We start from the raw sequence: 16,224 nt of genomic DNA on the forward strand, positions 1-16,224 counted from the left end.
CGTTACGGCAATTGTTCTACGCGCACTGCGGTCGGCACCACGCCACCGATGTTCTCCAAAATTGGATCGCGATCATTGAGCGTGCCCGTGTAAAGCACCGTACCATTCAGGTTTACATCTTCTGGAACGTAGCCTGCTGCGCTTGCGGTTGGCACTACACCGCCAATCTTGGTAAGGATAATGTCCCGATCATTATTCAAACCGGTATAACGCACGACGCCGTCTCCATTGACATCCCCAGACCATAGTCTACTGATCCCAATTTTCTCTACGCGTGCATCTGTGCCCCAGGTCTGCACAATTGGGTTGCTAAGGTCTACACGTTGAACGGTGATTCCATAAGCACCGGATAATAAGGTCATAACACCGAGATGATTTCTGTGTTTAACAGCAACGTGATATGAACCACGTGTTGCCGAGGCAAAAAGCAATGGACTTTTGCCGCTGGACATTACAACTCGTCCGTCAGAAAGTACAAGCGCCGCAATTGCATCCACAATGATCGTTAGGTTGTTGGGGTCTCTCAGTTCAACCACCACCCAATCAACCGGTGCGCTGTTTCCTGTGCGGCCAAGTAACGCAGGATCCATGATCTCGCCCATGCCGTATGGGTCTGAATTAGGTAAAAGACCGCTGCTTTTCAGCCCTGTGTTCATTTTGGTCCCGTTCATCGGGCCATCCAATAGTACTGCCAGATCGAGCTCAACATCGCCATCCACATAATCGAACGTACCGTCACTATCACGATCCACTCCTGCACGGATCTTGGTGTTCGGATGAACGATGGTCCAGGTTAAGGGTGAACCACCCTGGGCCGATGCGACGAGTTGCGCATGCGTAACGGTCTGGCTGGCGAAATCCGACTGGTAACTGTCGCTTCCGGTATAATAGAACCCACGTTGTTCGCCTGCGTAAAGTCCTTTTACGATCATTGCATATTCAGCAGGCTTGTCATTCACCAACGTTTTCATGAAGGTGAGCTGTGTCGTACTGCCTACTCCACCGTTCAACGTATGTCGCAAGCCCACGGCAGGCATTGCATCTTGACTGGGATGTACCAGATCGAAGTTATGACTTGCCGGACTGTTCACTTGTGTAATTCCGCCGGACCAGCTTAACAACTCCGGTTCGTAATCACCCAGATAACTACCCGTTCCGGATTGATTGAATACCGTTTCCATAACGCCATCGGACATCATGCCAAAACCACTGGTACACTCGGTCGTGTTGTAAAAGAATCCGTTCTTTCGATAGGTTGAGCGAAGATCAGGTACCATATCAACATTGTTCGTCATGTTAACGATCGGAGGACTACCTGCTCCGGAATTAGAGCCGTTCCCCGGAAGGTGGCCACGACCAGTTCCTGTCTGGTGGCAATGTGAGCAGTTCACGTTCACAGAGACGAACAATTTCACCCCAGCGGTTGGAATTGTTTGGAAAGAGGTTCCCGTAAAACGCACCTTTCCAGGATTCATCCGCTCGGTCGATGCCGCTACGGAAAGCTCTGGACGGTAGGTGCGGTAGGGGTTCGGAACATGCCAGGTGGCTGCGAGGAAGTCAGAGAATTCCTGCATGCCGGCAGCATCCATCGGTGAGTCCGCTCCTTGTAGATCACTGAACGCACCAGCGAATTCCGCGAAGCTTGACTTGTCTCCGCGCCAATGCAATTTGCCTGTTCCGCGGTTGATGATGTCGATCAGGAATTGCGTCGTCTTCAGTCCTTTCATCGGATGGAAAACCTTTGTGCCTGCAGGATCTACAACGGTGATCATATCACCAGCCGGGTTCCCCAGGTCCCATGCCAATCGATCCCAACGTCCATCCAAATGGCAGGAGCCACATGAGATATGGCCGTGCCCTGAGCCTGCGTGTGTGTCGTACAAATGCTTGCGACCAACTTTGATCACGAGCGGGGTAGGGTCGAAGAAACTCGTTCGCGCCGTCTCCTTGTTCGTGGTAAGGTCAATGGTTGAAATGGAGCCATCGAATTTGTTCAGCACGAAGCCACGGTTGTTCACTTCATCCAATACAATTCCGGTAGGTCCTTCGCCAACGGTGATCGGATCCGGGCTTGTACGTGCTCCCGTGGTGTTGATCATGATCACGTTATTCGAACCCATGCCCGTAACATAAGCTTTCGTTCCATCAGATTTCCAAGCAATGCCGCGCGGATCACCGATCGACTGCTGCCGAAGTATGGGAGGCGAAGTACTTGTGGTATAGTTGATGTGCGGATTCATATCGGCGACCAACGGATTACCGGCGGGCATGAAGCGTGCAACATTCACACGGAGGAATTTTCCATTCAGGTTCGGCTCAAAGCGAACCTCGTTCGTGGCATCGGTGCCAACCACAAAGACCTCACCGCTCAATGGATGAACCGCCATGGCCATCAAAATATTTCCAAGATGCGCTTTATACGTAACCGACCCGGTGCTTGGGTTATTCGCGTTGATCATGGCTACGTCACGGTCCGGCATATCCCATCCGGCAACACGTGAAACACCGGGAACAGCTCCCGTTACTATGTTCGTCCAATTCCCGCCGTTGGCATCCATCCACTGCCCGGATGCGTTCTTCCGTACTACCATACTGTTGGTCCCAGGTGGCAGTGGGTTCGATGGATTCATTGGTGGGTCGAATGCCGTTCCGGAATTCGGAACGGGAACAACACCTCCGTACGGACCCGCAGGATTGGTAACATCATTGGGGACGGAGGTACAGCCTCCTTGTGGGGAACAGAATCCGTTCGCCATGAAATCACTCCCGCTAACAACGGTTGTCTGGTTGCCACTCTCGAAGAACGCGGCGTAAACGGTAGTGCCATCAGGGCTTACTGCAAGTGCCCTAGGCTGTTCGCCTTTCAATAGAACTTCTGTAGGCGCGGTATTCAAATTCGCTGGATCGAATACTTGTACACTCTCGCGTTCAACGCAGGAAACGAACGCGCGTTGAGGTGATCCGGCGAATACCACATCGGCTGGTTCATTCTCGGTTGCTAGGCTGCGGATCACTGCTTTTTGTGTTAAATCCACAACACTTACTTCATCGCTTACTTGATCAACCACCCATACTTCATTGTTCGTTCTTGCACGTACGGTAACCGGATCAAGCCCAACAGGTATGGAAGCGATATGGATCAACCCGCCCGGACTGAATGCATACACCTCCAAAGAATTGTTGCCCGTGTTAACCGCCAACAGTTTGGTCTTATCAGGCGTCATGTCCAGCGGATGTACATGTGCTGATTCGAAATTGGTGAAGTCGCTGGTCGGTACGGCGCTCTTTGTGACCGTAGGGTCCGTATTGGATCGTTCCAACGTTTCGAATGCCGAAAGACCGACCACTAGCGCAGCAGAAAGCAAGGTGATCAACGTTGTACGACGGGGTAGAATGTTCTTCATCGGAAGAGTTTCAGCGTTTGACAAGATCACCGCCCCAACACACCATCAACGATCCAGAACGGATCCCAGTTCCGTTTTGCGGCTATGCAATCTAGTGAATTATAGCGGAATATGATAAACATGGTCTTGATCAGTTGAATTTCAATCTTGCATTCGTTGGTTACTTGGAAATGAACTTTTACATACGCTATATGACTCATCGCAGAGATCAGAGGCGCAAAGGACGCCGAGTTGTTGATCGAACGGGCTATTCGAAGAAGTATTCTAGACCACTGGGTCGAGCGAAGGCGAGCTAAATGTAATTGTGTGATCTTTGTTCTTTAAGAATGAACAGATCGCGTCTTTGGGTGTTATACATCCGCTAGTGAACACATCAATGGGTAACTATTCCATAAAGGACCTTGAGAAATTGAGCCGCGTTAAGGCTCACACCATCCGAATATGGGAGAAGCGCTATGCGTTGCTCGAACCGGACCGCACGGATACCAACATCCGTAGCTATTCTGATGAGAACCTCCGTAAGCTCTTGAACATCTCGTTCCTGAACAATAACGGATTCAAGATCTCGAAGGTGGCGAAGATGAGCGATACGCAGATCCGCGACCAAGTATTGGCCATGCAGGAAGGCGATGGCGGGATCACGGACCATGTTGAAAGTTTGATACTCTCCATGACCGAACTCGATGAGGATCGGTTCGAGAAAGTGATGGGTAGTTGTGTGCTGCGATCTGGTTTCGAAACAACCATGTTGGAGGTTATTCAACCTTTTTTGCAACGGGTCGGTGTTCTATGGCAGATCGATGCGGTAAAACCAGGACAGGAACACTTCATCAGCAACCTGATCAGACAGAAGGTCATCTCTGCCATTGATGGCGTAATTCCAGAAAAACGTTCAGATCCGCTGACGATCCTCTTCTTCCTGCCTGAAGGCGAGTTGCACGAGTTGGGCCTTTTGTTCGGTCATTACTTGGCTCGAAAACTGGGTCATCGGCCGATCTATCTTGGGCAATCTGTTCCATTTGATGACCTGGCGCCAGTAGTGGAGTACAGGCGTCCGGATATCCTCGTTACTGGCTTCATCTCGTATCAGAATGTGCAGGATGTGAATGCCTATTTGAAAACGCTTCACAAACACTTTTCGGAACCTCGGCTCTTGTTCTTCCATAACTCCGGTCTCGTCGGAATTAAACCGAACAAGAACCAGACCGTAGTGCCAGACCTTGTCCACTTCAAGGAGGCGATCCGCTGATTTTTCTTGATCCTTAGGGAACAGCCGTTGAGGGTATACATGCTCAACGAACGCTGCGCTGTGCGTTGTAATAATATTTTTTTGTTCACTGTTTCAGCATAGATAGTCAACAAAATTCATGACGAGATTTGGAAAATCACATTTTGTGATTACTTTTGTCTAACGAAAAGACAAAAACAATGAACAAAGAAGAACCAACTTTTGACGAGCGCCTGATGTCTCTGAACGATCGGCTTCTCTATTTCGCACTAGGTCTTACCCGGAATATGGACGATGCGAAAGACCTGATCCAGGAGAGCATGTTGAAAGCGTTAATGAATAAGGACCAATACACGACAGGTACGAATATCAAAGCGTGGATGTTCACCATTGTTCGTAACACGTTCATCAATGGTGTGAAACGCGATCGTCGTGGTCAATTGGTCATGGAATCTGCGGCAAGGCAAGAGCTACCTGTTGCCAATGGCAGATACCTCCAAAGTCCGATCGGTTCGTATAGCACATTGGAGATAGAGGATCGTGTGGAGCGACTCCCCGATACGATACGAACGCCTTTTACAATGAACTTCAAAGGCTACAAATACCATGAGATCGCTAACACCATGGGGATCCCGATCGGTACTGTCAAGAGCCGGATCAATCAAGCACGCAAACAATTGAGGGTACAGCTTCAATGAAGAGCGGGATAATTGTTATTGGAGCAGGATTTGCTGGGTTATCCGTAGCTGCACATTTGGCCCGCGCTGGTCGGAAGGTCACCTTGTTGGAAAAGCATGACCAAGCAGGCGGAAGGGCCAGAACGTTCAGCGCGAACGGCTTCACGTTCGATATGGGCCCTAGCTGGTATTGGATGCCCGATGTTTTCGAAACACACTTCGCCCATTTCGATACGCATCCCAGCAAACACTATGATCTGGTCCGGCTGGACCCTAGCTACACGGTCTACTTCGGAGAATCGGATAGGATGCGCATTCCTTCTTCTATGGAAGGACTTCGCTCACTGTTCGAGTCGTTGGAACCAGGCAGCAGCAAGGCGCTTGATGAATTCTTGAACGAAGCCCGCTTCAAGTATGAGACCGGTATGCATGATATGGTGCGCAAGCCAGGTATCTCGTTGATGGAGTTCGCTGATATGCGTATTGCGAAAGGACTATTCCGGATGCAGTTGTTCACCTCCTTTAGTAAGCACGTGCGGAAATACTTTAAGCATCCAAGGTTGATCAAGCTGCTGGAATTCCCTGTCCTGTTTCTGGGGGCAACGCCGCAGGAAACACCTGCTTTATACAGCCTGATGAATCATGCGGATATGGCATTAGGAACCTGGTATCCCATGGGTGGTATGGGAAAAGTCGTGGATGCCATGGTCCAAGTAGCAGAAAAGGAAGGTGTGGAGATCCGGTACAACGAAACCGTGCAGAACATAGAAGTAAAAGGAGGGCAAGCCGTTCGGGTACATACGGAGAAAGGCTCCTATGAATGCACTGAGGTTATCGGAGGTGCCGATTATCATCATGTGGAACAACACCTTTTGAATGCGCCGGATCGTCGTTATACGGAGCAGTATTGGGATCAGCGCACATTGGCTCCATCTGTTCTGATGTTCTACTTGGGGGTGAACAAAAAACTATCCGGATTTGATCATCACACCTTGTTCTTCGACGAGGATCTGGATTTACATGCAAAGGAGATCTACACCGATCCCAGCTGGCCGACAAAGCCACTTTTCTATGCCTCATGTTCGTCGATCACCGATCCAACGGTAGCTCCGGAAGGAATGGAGAACCTGGTCATTCTTATTCCGATCGCTCCGGGTCTGAAGGACGATGACGCTACGCGTGAACGCTTTTATGATATCGTCATGGATCGACTGGAAAGGATCACAGGTCAGACCGTCCGCGAACACGTCATCTACAAGCGTAGCTATTCTGTTAGCGACCTGGTGAAGGATATGAACGCATACAAAGGCAACGCATACGGATTGGCCAATACACTGATGCAAACAGCCATACTGAGGCCAAGCATCCGGAGTAAGAAGGTCAAGAACCTTTATTACACAGGTCAACTCACCGTTCCTGGTCCCGGCGTTCCGCCAGCGCTGATCTCTGGTGAAGTTGTGGCCCGGCACATTTTAAATTCCGAACCACGATGAATAACAGGAGTATTTATGATGAAGTGTGCATAGCTGCCAGCCGAAAGACCACTCGGGCGTTCAGCACTTCGTTCTCGTTGGGTGTTCGAATGCTCGATCCGCGTTTTCGGGACCAGATCCATGCGATCTATGGCTTTGTGCGTTTTGCTGACGAGATCGTGGATACGTTCCATGAACATCCGCAAAAGGAATTGTTGAACCGATTCAGAGCGGATACCGAACTTGCCATTCAAGAACAGATCAGTTTGAATCCGATCCTACATAGTTTTCAGAACGTTGTGAGGCGATCCGGGATCGAGTGGAACTTGATCGATATCTTTATTGACAGCATGGCGATGGATCTTGAACGTGGGGAACATGATCGAACATCCTTCGATCAGTACATCCTAGGTAGTGCAGAGGTGGTAGGGCTGATGTGCTTGCGTGTTTTTTGCGATGGTGATCTTGTTCTATATGAACGGTTGAAGCCATACGCTATGAGTCTGGGCGCGGCATTCCAAAAAGTAAATTTCCTCAGAGACCTTAAGCAGGATAATCAGGAATTGGGACGCACCTACTTTCCTGGAACTGATCTTAACGCACTTACGGCAGACCAGAAACAACGGATCGAAGATGATATCCGAGCGGATTTTGAGCACGCAGCGATCGGTATCCGTCAACTGCCCAAAGGAGCGCGAATAGGTGTGCACTTGGCCTATGTGTACTATCTCTGTCTCTATAAAAAGATCCGCTCCACTCCGGCAAGTGAACTCTTTACACGACGGATCAGTGTTCGCAAACGAGGTAAGATCCGCCTGCTTGTGGGTGCTGTGGTACAGGATAAATTCAATTTGATATGAGTGCAGAAGGGAAATTGTGGAACGAGCCGGAACAGGTGGTCCTTATCGATCCTGATGATCGTGAACTCGGCCACATGGAGAAACTCGCAGCACATCGTGAGGGTTTGCTCCACCGGGCATTCTCAGTTTTTCTCTTCAATGATCAAGGAGAATTATTGTTGCAGCAACGTGCTTCTTCCAAGTACCATTCAGCTGGGCTGTGGACCAATACCTGTTGTGGGCACCCACGACCGGGGGAAACCATTCAGGAGGCCGCGGGGCGTAGACTGTTCGAAGAGATGGGCATAAAAACTGAGTTGACGCCGGTATTACATTTTATGTATCGCGCTGAATTGGAGAATGGTCTCGTCGAGAATGAATTGGACCATGTGTTGATCGGTCGCTATTCTAACGACCCTGATCCAGATCCGAACGAGGCTTCCGATTGGCGTTGGGTGGAACGCGAGACCTTGGCACACGAGCTGACGGAACACCCCAAACTTTTCACCGCGTGGTTCCCAGTATGTGTTTGGAGAGCATGGGATCTTTTAGCGACCGCTCTACCAGAGCCATGAGCCGTGAACGGCCAATGAACATTTTCTGGTTTCGTCGCGATCTTCGTCTGAATGACAACCACGGACTCTTTCGCGCGTTACGGGATGGTGGCAACGTGCAGCCGCTGTTCATCTTCGATACCAACATACTTGAGAAACTCGAGGACCGTAATGATCGTCGTTTAAGCTTTTTGTATGATAACGTGTGTTCACTGGATGATCAATTGAGAGCGCATGGCGCGTCACTGATGATGCTGCATGGTGATCCACTTCAGGTATTCAAGAAGTTGATCCAAGACCACGCTATTGCTGGTGTCTACGCGAATCATGATCATGAACCCTATGCACTTACTCGTGACCGGAACATCAACGACCTTTTTATCGCAAATGGCCATGTATTCCGCACCTATAAGGACCAAACGATCTTCGAGCGTGATGAGGTACTAAAGGAAGATGGAACACCTTACACCGTGTTCACTCCGTATGCAAAACGTTGGAGAGCTCGAATGGCAATTGATGGAGTGGCCTCTTATAACAGCGAAGGAGAACTTGGTGGCCTGCTAAAAGACAGCAGGAATGAACGCATCACGCTAAAGCAACTAGGCTTTGAATATGCACCCTACGAAGTTGCGCCATTGGAACCTGCACCAGCGTTGTTGAAGGCGTATGCTGATGACCGCAACACACCATCCATAGCAGGAACTACACGCATTGGGGTTCATCTCCGCTTCGGCACGGTGTCGGTGAGAGGGATGGTGCGCTTGGCGCGTGCGAACAGTGAAACATGGTTGAATGAATTGATCTGGCGTGAGTTCTTCATGCAGATCCTCTGGCACTTTCCTCACGTGGAGCGGAACGCATTCCGAAAAGCATATGACGCCATTGCATGGCGCGATGATGAAAAAGGTTTTGCTGCATGGTGCGAAGGGCGCACGGGTTATCCGCTTGTGGATGCAGGGATGCGGGAATTGCGTGCCACTGGGTTCATGCATAACCGGGTGCGTATGGTCGTGGCCAGTTTTCTCTGTAAGCATTTATTGATCGACTGGCGTTTGGGTGAGGCCTGGTTCGCACGGTGGTTGATGGACTACGAACTCTCATCCAACAACGGGAACTGGCAATGGGCGGCAGGATCCGGATGCGATGCTGCACCGTACTTCCGGGTATTCAATCCAACGTTGCAACTGGAACGGTTCGATCCGAAGATGAAGTATGTATTGAAGTGGGCTCCGGAATATGGTGAATTGAAGCTACCCGAGCAGATCGTAGAGCATAATGCCGCTCGCGAAAGGGCGATCGCGGTGTATAAGACCGCATTGAACAAAGTATAAGTGCGAAATTGTTTAATTTTTTTCTTACTGATAACCAGTGCTTTATAATATTGTGTTTAATAAAATGTAATTATGAATGAACAAAACAGGATACTAGGCTGTTCTTAATGAACTAACCTAAAAACAACTACGAAAATGAAAACACCTACTCTTGCCCTCTCCCTTATTCTGGGGGCTTCCTTTGCACAAGCGCAGACAGCGCGCGTTCAAGTGATCCACAACAGTGCGGATGCAGCTGCGGCCTCTGTTGATGTTTACTTGGATAACACCCTTTTACTGGATGACTTCGAATTCAGGAATGCAACAGAGTTCATTGATGCACCAGCGGGAGTGAGCTTCACTATCGGAATAGCGCTTTCAACAAGCATGAGTTCCGCTGATGCCATTTTTACACAGGATTTTACGCTCGCTGATGGCGAAACGTATGTTATTGTTGCGGACGGTATCGTAAGCCCAACAGGATATTCACCTGCAGTACCTTTCACGTTGGAAGTATATCCAATGGGCAGGGAAGCGGCTGTTGGAGGTTCAATGATGACGGACGTATTGGTTCACCACGGTAGTACCGATGCACCAACAGTTGACATCTACGAAAGCGCAGTGGTGAATACCACCATCGTGGAAGATGCACCGTACGGAGCGTTTGCAGGTTATCTGGAATTGCCTACTACGGACTTCACGTTGCAAGTGAGGGATGAATTCAACAGCACGATCGTAGCAGCGTATTCAGCACCGCTGGGTACATTGAACCTCGGAGGTGCCGCCTTGGTCGCGATCGCATCGGGATTCCTGGATCCTTCAATGAATAGCGACGGTGCGCCATTCGGTATCTATGTAGCCCTTCCAAGCGGAGGACCATTGGTTGCATTGCCAGCGTCTGCTATTCCTACGGCTCGTGTGCAAGTGATCCACAACAGTGCTGACCTGGCAGCCGCGCAAGTGGATGTATGGTTGAACAACACACCGCTTCTGGACAACTTCGCATTCCGTAACGCTAGCCCATTCGTGGATGCTCAAGCAGGAGTGCCTTTCGATATAAGCATTGCACTTCCAACTTCTACCGATACTGTTGCTGCACTAGCACGCTTTACCTACACGTTGGAAGCTGATGAGACCTACATCATCATCGCTAATGGTATTGTAAGCGCTACAGGTTATTCACCTGCCACTCCTTTCGATCTTTATGTTACAGGAGGTGCACGTGAGACCAGCACATCCGCAGGGAATGTTGACGTACTTGTATTTCATGGCAGCACGGATGCCCCCATGGTCGATATTGTAGAAACGTCTGTTCCAGCCGGAAACATCGTGGATGATATTAGTTATGGAGAGTTCGCAGGGTACCTTGAATTACCAGAAGCGAATTATGTCCTGAGCGTGGAATCAATGGGTACTTCGGTAGTAAGTTACCAAGCACCTCTTGCTGCATTGTCGCTTGCCGGTAATGCGATCACGGTACTCGCATCCGGCTTCTTGGATGCAACAATGAACAGCAACGGTGCGAACTTCGGACTATGGGTAGCCTTACCAAGTGGTGGACCACTCGTTGAATTGCCATTGCCGACCGGTGTTGAGGAGAACACGATCGTAACATCGTTCACCGCCTACCCGAATCCAGCGGTAGATGAAGTGCTTTTGGACATGGACCTTCTTTTCGGTGGAGAGACAACGTTGTCCATACAGGATGTAACCGGTCGTATCCTCCGCGTCAACAGCCTTGGAGACCTTACCGGTGGAGCACAACCTATCCGTGTGAATCTTTCTGATCTTAGCACTGGAGCATACTGGTTGCGTCTGCAGAATGCTTCTGGAGAATTGGTAGTTCCAGTTCAAAAGCAATGATCGTATCTTGAATAATTGAAAATGGCGTGGCGACCGTAAGGTTGTCACGCCATTTAATTTTAAACCCGCCCAACAGATGAAAGACTTTGTGATCGAACGCCGGATCGTACTGCCGATCCTCCAGAAAGAAGCTTGGGAGTTCTTCTCAGCACCATTGAACCTTTCGCGGATAACTCCGGAGGATATGCGCTTCGAGATCAAGACCAAGGATACCGATAAGCCTGTGTTCAGTGGTATGCACATTGATTATCGCGTGCGGCCCTTGTTCGGAATACCCTTGGCTTGGCGTACGGAGATCCGAGGTGTTGAAGCCCCGTTCCAGTTCATGGATGCACAGATCAAAGGGCCTTTCGCGAAGTGGGAACACGAGCATCGTTTCGTTGGAACACCTTATGGGATCAGGGTTGAGGATAGGGTGGTCTATCGGTTACCGTTCGGTGCGTTCGGCAGATTCGTTCATGCTCTGTTCGTGAGAAAACGCATTGAGGCGATCTTCGATCATCGTGAACGGACATTGAAAGCGATCTTTGCAACACAATGACCTGGTTGATCAATATCGGAGCGATGATCCTGGCATTCTTGCTGATGGAGTTCGTCGCGTGGTTCGCGCATAAATTCGTGATGCACGGTGGCCTTTGGACGTTGCACCAGGATCACCATAAAAAGGACCACGGAGGCGTTTTCGAACGCAACGATGCTTTCTTCCTGATCTTCGCAACGCCTGCGATCACGCTGTTCTTTTTCGGCGTGCGTAACGGTATTGCCGATGTGCGTATATGGATCGCTGCGGGAATTACGCTTTATGGACTGGCTTATTTCCTGGTACACGATATTTTCATCCATCAGCGCACGAAGTGGCTCCGCAACACGGATAATTGGTACTTCAGAGCCATACGCAGAGCACATAAAATGCACCACAAGCATTTGGGTAAGGAAGATGGGGAATGTTTCGGAATGTTATTCGTGCCGTTGAAATATTTCAAGAAAACGGCTGCTGAGGCCTAACGGTCATGGAGCGCTTTCTCTATCTTTTCCTGGACCTTGGTGGGCTAATTATACCCCTTCTCTTTTCATTCCACCCGCGCATCCGGTTGCATCTTCATTGGCGAGCATTATGGCCAGCTCTTCTTCTCGTTGCGGCCCTGTTCATCGCTTGGGATGTAATGTTCACAAGCATGGGAGTGTGGGGATTCAATGAAAAGTACTTGGTTGGGTTCGATGTGCTCGGACTTCCGATCGAGGAATGGCTGTTCTTTATCTGTATTCCGTACGCTTGCGTGTTCACCTACTTTGTTTTCGGTACTCTACGTCCGGATCCATGGTCGCCACGAATTGCGAGAGCGATCGCTTGGGTCCTTGTGGTGGCCTCATTCGTGATCGGCATTTTCAATTGGGATAAGTGGTATACCGCGAGCACGTTCTTGGCGTTGGGTGTAACGCTTGTACTTCTGCTTACCACCCAAAAGGTCAGCTACCTCGGTCGTTTCCTCGTTTCTTTTATAGTTCTGCTGATCCCGTTCTTCCTGATCAATGGTACGCTAACAGGTTACTTCTCGGGTCACCCGGTAGTATGGTATGATGATGCAGAAAACCTCGGCATACGCATGGGCACCATTCCTTTGGAAGATACATTCTATGCGATACTGATGCTCCTGTTGAGCGTGGTGCTTTTTGAGCGCTGGAAAAAGGTCGAAGTGGCCGATCAATAGACCAGCAAACGCATTTCGGTCATCTCTTCCATCGCATACTTCAACCCTTCGCGGCCTAGGCCACTGTCCTTGACACCGCCATAAGGCATGTTGTCGATCCGGAAACCGGGAATGTTGTTCATGATGATGCCACCGACCTCGAGTTCCTCATGCGCTTGTTTCATGTGCGCGATGCTGTTGGTGTAAACACCGACCTGCAGGCCATACACACTATCATTCACATTCGCGATGGCCTTACTGAAACTGGTTACGGGTTCGATCACCGCTACAGGACCGAATACTTCTGCGCAATTCACTTTCATATCATGCTTAACATTGGACAGCAAGGTGGCGGCGTAAATATTGCGATCGGCATCAACGGCCTTTCCTCCGGCGAGAATGTTCGCACCTGCTTTTACTGCTTCATCCACCCAGGTGCTGATCCGTTCGAAATGACCTTTATCGATGATCGGTCCAACCGAAATGCTCTTATCACCAGGGTCACCCGCTTTCAAATTGCCATACTCCTTCACAAGTAGTTCCTTGAATTTTTCGTGTACGTTCTCCACTACATAAATGCGTTGCGTACTGATACACGTTTGTCCAGCGTAAAGATTGGCGCCCATGGCAACGGACTTCGCGGCAGCGGCAAGATCGGTATCATCATCAATGATCACTGAAGCGTTACCACCAAGTTCCAATGCTACTTTTTTCTTCCCACAGATCGCCTTCAAGTGCCATCCAACTTTGTCGCTTCCTGTAAAACTCAGCATCGCAATGCGCTCATCGGTCACCAGTTTTTCCGCAACAGGAATTCCACTCAACATAACATGGAAGGCTCCTTTGGGCCAGCCGATCTCTTCCAACATTTTAGCCAAAGCAAACGCGCTAAGCGGTGCTTGAGGTGCAGGTTTCAGCACAACAGGACAACCTACGGCCATAGCGGGAGTTACTTTGTGCAGCACTAAGTTCAAGGGGAAGTTGAATGGCGTAATAGCAGCGATCACACCGATCGGAAATCGTTTCGTAAACGCAGTTTTTCCCACTCCGGCGCCAACGTCCATGGGTACACTTTCTCCGGTGGAACGAAGGGCTTCCGCGGCGGCGGTCTTCACGGTGTATATGCAACGCGCGATCTCACCTTCTGCATAACCGATGGGCTTACCTCCTTCTTGTACGATCAATTGGGCCAAGGCAACTTTGTTCTTCTCGATCAACGCTGCTAGAGCTTCCAACTTTTCACTCCGCTCTCCGGCACTCATTTTACGAAGCACTTCGCGACTTGCATAAGCTGCAGCGATGGCCTGTTCCATTTGCGCCTCGGTAGCATTTGGCATGCGCGCTAACTCGGTGCCGTGGTATTTATCGAGCACGGTATTGAAGGTGCCATCACCCGTTCCGATCCAGGAACCGTTTATGTAGCTGGCTTGGTTGAAGAGTGCGTTGGTCGGTGCGGTCATTGTGTTGGGCATGGTGCAAAGTTATGCGGGGACGAGGGAGCTGCTTGGAAGCTTTATAACCACAGAGGACACAGAGGAATGCGTGGATGTTTCAGAATCACAGAGGGCACGGAGAACACAGATAAATTCCATGGGAGCGAGCATGACCGACATGTGTTTGTTCCTCGGATCACATGCTCAGATCAACGAACCATTGGCAACTCTGCGTATTCCGTTCTTGAGGTACTTCACATTGAAGTTGATCAGTAACCCGAGCCGTTGGTCCAAAAGTTTCAGGTATCCCATAAGTTGGGCCATGTCGATATCCGTAAGGGCCGCAACTGCTTTGTTCTCTACGATCACACGATCGGCTACCCAAAGGTCGCAGCGGTACGGTGTCTTCAATTGTTCGCCTTTGTAAATGATCGGCACCAGAACTTGTCGCTTGAATGGAATTGCGCGGATCTCCAATTCACGGCATAAACACTCTTCATATACCTTCTCTAACAACCCAGGGCCTAGCTCGCAATGTACTTCTATCGCAGCACCAATTATCTGCTCGGTAAGATCGTTGTATGACCAATATGGTGCGTTCATTTAGTTAAGTACTATCAGTGATCGTAAAGCATCCCGCAAGAAGCAAGTGTTAAGCAGCTTCTCCTCTGTGTCCTCCGTGGTTCAAGATCGTATTCTCTCTATAGTTCAAACCACGGACTTGGGAGCATCTACCCTCATCACTTCGCCAAGTACCGCCCCACAGGCCGTAACAACACAACCTCCACATGCTGCTCCTCGAATTTAGTGAAGCTCGCCTCTACCTGTTTATCGGGCCAAATGATCTTCACATTGCCTTTTCCAACATCATAGACCGCAGTATAAAGCGTGCCGAAGCCGCGTATGAATTGTTGGCTATACAATGGCGCTTTCAAGAATTGCTTGATCAGTCCAGCGCGTGTCAATTTCGGATCAGCTAGGCAGTGTTCCAAATGATGTTTGCGTTCGATCGTATGGGTGAACGCCGCGTATTCATCCCACTCCACTTGGTGTTGATGATTCGTTGCCACAGCATGATAGACCACCTGCGCTGGCCGGTCGGGGTTCATATAGACCGTTGCGTAGTTCCCGGACTTATCCAGCACGGTAACGTTGTAGCCCATGTGCACCGGTAAGCGCTGGAGTGTTACGCACGCTTCCTCAACGTTGCTGCAGGTCTCCAGAACGTAGCGGATCACTAGCGGAATTCCGAAACCGATACCACTTATTTTACGTCCACCGAACGCAAGTGAAACCGCTAATCCATCTGCATTCATTCCATCGAGTAATCCCCAAGCACTGTCCTGGATGCCGATCACAGGCTTACAGTACTCCGTAAAACGCAGGCGACCATCAAAATAACGTGGATCGAAATCGTAGTTACGTATAAGTGTCGGACTGCCCTTGGTCCATGCGATCTGCGAGCATCCGGCCAAGTAGGGCGGCGGGCACCACATACTCAGGAATCTGCTGGCCACGTCGTCGTTATTCGCAATTCGGCATAGGCTGTTGTAGGTCGGGATAAGCTCCGGCATGTGCAACTCTAGCACCGATCTGCAGGTTACAAGATCCGGACGTTTATCCTCGCCCTCGCTCAAATACCAGATGCGGAACAAAGGCCACGCATGGTCGAAGAATTTCTTGAACCGATCTCCGGGCCAAGGCTCATGAACGAGTTTCAACTTAATGTACATCGATGGGTGTTAAATATACAGGG

14 protein-coding genes are annotated in these 16,224 nt (G+C 49.9%); 10 read left to right on the plus strand and 4 right to left on the minus strand.

From position 1 onward, the window contains the following. Positions 1–2: 2 nt before the first annotated feature. A complete protein-coding gene (locus IPF95_04940; GenBank protein ID MBK6474038.1) occupies positions 3–3,404 on the minus strand; it encodes a beta-propeller fold lactonase family protein in 3,402 nt (1,133 codons plus the stop codon). A gap of 376 nt (positions 3,405–3,780) precedes the next feature. On the opposite strand from IPF95_04940, the gene IPF95_04945 reads away from it, so the two are divergent. The 10 genes from IPF95_04945 (at position 3,781) to IPF95_04990 (ending at position 13,056) form a co-directional block, all read left to right on the plus strand. Continuing rightward, positions 3,781–4,653 carry a MerR family transcriptional regulator gene (locus IPF95_04945; GenBank protein ID MBK6474039.1) on the plus strand — a complete coding sequence of 291 codons (873 nt, stop codon included), beginning with the start codon at positions 3,781–3,783 and terminating at the stop codon, positions 4,651–4,653. Positions 4,654–4,868: 215 nt separating this feature from the next. Beyond that, positions 4,869–5,330: a sigma-70 family RNA polymerase sigma factor gene (locus IPF95_04950; protein MBK6474040.1), complete on the plus strand. Its 462-nt coding sequence runs from the start codon at positions 4,869–4,871 to the stop codon at positions 5,328–5,330. Further along, entirely contained in the window at positions 5,327–6,802 is a 1,476-nt protein-coding gene (gene crtI, locus IPF95_04955) for a phytoene desaturase (GenBank protein ID MBK6474041.1), read from the plus strand. The genes IPF95_04950 and crtI overlap by 4 nt, the downstream gene beginning before the upstream one ends. Beyond that, on the plus strand, positions 6,799–7,641 hold the full coding sequence (locus tag IPF95_04960; GenBank protein ID MBK6474042.1) for a phytoene/squalene synthase family protein: 843 nt from the start codon (positions 6,799–6,801) through the stop codon (positions 7,639–7,641). The genes crtI and IPF95_04960 overlap by 4 nt, the downstream gene beginning before the upstream one ends. Continuing rightward, positions 7,638–8,195 (plus strand): isopentenyl-diphosphate Delta-isomerase, encoded by a 558-nt coding sequence (gene idi, locus IPF95_04965; protein ID MBK6474043.1) that lies wholly within the window; start codon positions 7,638–7,640, stop codon positions 8,193–8,195. The genes IPF95_04960 and idi overlap by 4 nt, the downstream gene beginning before the upstream one ends. Beyond that, complete coding sequence (locus tag IPF95_04970) at positions 8,192–9,505, plus strand: deoxyribodipyrimidine photo-lyase (GenBank protein MBK6474044.1); 1,314 nt, start codon at positions 8,192–8,194, stop codon at positions 9,503–9,505. Before idi ends, IPF95_04970 begins: the two co-directional genes overlap by 4 nt. A 135-nt stretch (positions 9,506–9,640) precedes the next feature. Continuing rightward, entirely contained in the window at positions 9,641–11,347 is a 1,707-nt protein-coding gene (locus IPF95_04975) for a DUF4397 domain-containing protein (GenBank protein MBK6474045.1), read from the plus strand. 76 nt (positions 11,348–11,423) lie between these two features. Beyond that, positions 11,424–11,888 (plus strand): SRPBCC family protein, encoded by a 465-nt coding sequence (locus IPF95_04980; GenBank protein MBK6474046.1) that lies wholly within the window; start codon positions 11,424–11,426, stop codon positions 11,886–11,888. After that, positions 11,885–12,352, plus strand: a complete 468-nt coding sequence (locus IPF95_04985; protein MBK6474047.1) for a sterol desaturase family protein — start codon at positions 11,885–11,887, stop codon at positions 12,350–12,352. Before IPF95_04980 ends, IPF95_04985 begins: the two co-directional genes overlap by 4 nt. Before the next feature lie 5 nt (positions 12,353–12,357). Further along, positions 12,358–13,056, plus strand: coding sequence for a lycopene cyclase domain-containing protein (locus tag IPF95_04990; GenBank protein MBK6474048.1), 699 nt, complete (start codon positions 12,358–12,360; stop codon positions 13,054–13,056). Here the strand turns inward: IPF95_04990 and IPF95_04995 are convergent. The 3 genes from IPF95_04995 to IPF95_05005 form a co-directional block, all read right to left on the minus strand. Further along, a complete protein-coding gene (locus IPF95_04995; protein ID MBK6474049.1) occupies positions 13,050–14,507 on the minus strand; it encodes an aldehyde dehydrogenase family protein in 1,458 nt (485 codons plus the stop codon). The genes IPF95_04990 and IPF95_04995 overlap by 7 nt on opposite strands. Before the next feature lie 165 nt (positions 14,508–14,672). Further along, the gene (locus IPF95_05000; GenBank protein MBK6474050.1) at positions 14,673–15,071 is read right to left on the minus strand and encodes a GxxExxY protein; all 399 of its coding nucleotides are present in this window, start codon (positions 15,069–15,071) and stop codon (positions 14,673–14,675) included. A 137-nt stretch (positions 15,072–15,208) separates the two neighbouring features. Continuing rightward, the gene (locus IPF95_05005; protein MBK6474051.1) at positions 15,209–16,201 is read right to left on the minus strand and encodes a hypothetical protein; all 993 of its coding nucleotides are present in this window, start codon (positions 16,199–16,201) and stop codon (positions 15,209–15,211) included. Positions 16,202–16,224 lie beyond the last annotated feature (23 nt).

This window comes from Flavobacteriales bacterium (assembly GCA_016704485.1).
In the GTDB taxonomy this organism is placed as follows: domain Bacteria; phylum Bacteroidota; class Bacteroidia; order Flavobacteriales_F; family PHOS-HE28; genus PHOS-HE28.

Coding starts and splice junctions, on each gene's coding strand:
- IPF95_04970 (MBK6474044.1), top strand. CDS start 8,192: ATGAGCCGTGAACGGCCAATGAACATTTTCTGGTTTCGTCGCGATCTT.
- IPF95_04960 (MBK6474042.1), top strand. CDS start 6,799: ATGAATAACAGGAGTATTTATGATGAAGTGTGCATAGCTGCCAGCCGA.
- IPF95_04995 (MBK6474049.1), bottom strand. CDS start 14,507: ATGCCCAACACAATGACCGCACCGACCAACGCACTCTTCAACCAAGCC.
- IPF95_05000 (MBK6474050.1), bottom strand. CDS start 15,071: ATGAACGCACCATATTGGTCATACAACGATCTTACCGAGCAGATAATT.
- crtI (MBK6474041.1), top strand. CDS start 5,327: ATGAAGAGCGGGATAATTGTTATTGGAGCAGGATTTGCTGGGTTATCC.
- IPF95_04950 (MBK6474040.1), top strand. CDS start 4,869: ATGTCTCTGAACGATCGGCTTCTCTATTTCGCACTAGGTCTTACCCGG.
- IPF95_04940 (MBK6474038.1), bottom strand. CDS start 3,404: ATGAAGAACATTCTACCCCGTCGTACAACGTTGATCACCTTGCTTTCT.
- idi (MBK6474043.1), top strand. CDS start 7,638: ATGAGTGCAGAAGGGAAATTGTGGAACGAGCCGGAACAGGTGGTCCTT.
- IPF95_04975 (MBK6474045.1), top strand. CDS start 9,641: ATGAAAACACCTACTCTTGCCCTCTCCCTTATTCTGGGGGCTTCCTTT.
- IPF95_05005 (MBK6474051.1), bottom strand. CDS start 16,201: ATGTACATTAAGTTGAAACTCGTTCATGAGCCTTGGCCCGGAGATCGG.
- IPF95_04945 (MBK6474039.1), top strand. CDS start 3,781: ATGGGTAACTATTCCATAAAGGACCTTGAGAAATTGAGCCGCGTTAAG.
- IPF95_04985 (MBK6474047.1), top strand. CDS start 11,885: ATGACCTGGTTGATCAATATCGGAGCGATGATCCTGGCATTCTTGCTG.
- IPF95_04980 (MBK6474046.1), top strand. CDS start 11,424: ATGAAAGACTTTGTGATCGAACGCCGGATCGTACTGCCGATCCTCCAG.
- IPF95_04990 (MBK6474048.1), top strand. CDS start 12,358: ATGGAGCGCTTTCTCTATCTTTTCCTGGACCTTGGTGGGCTAATTATA.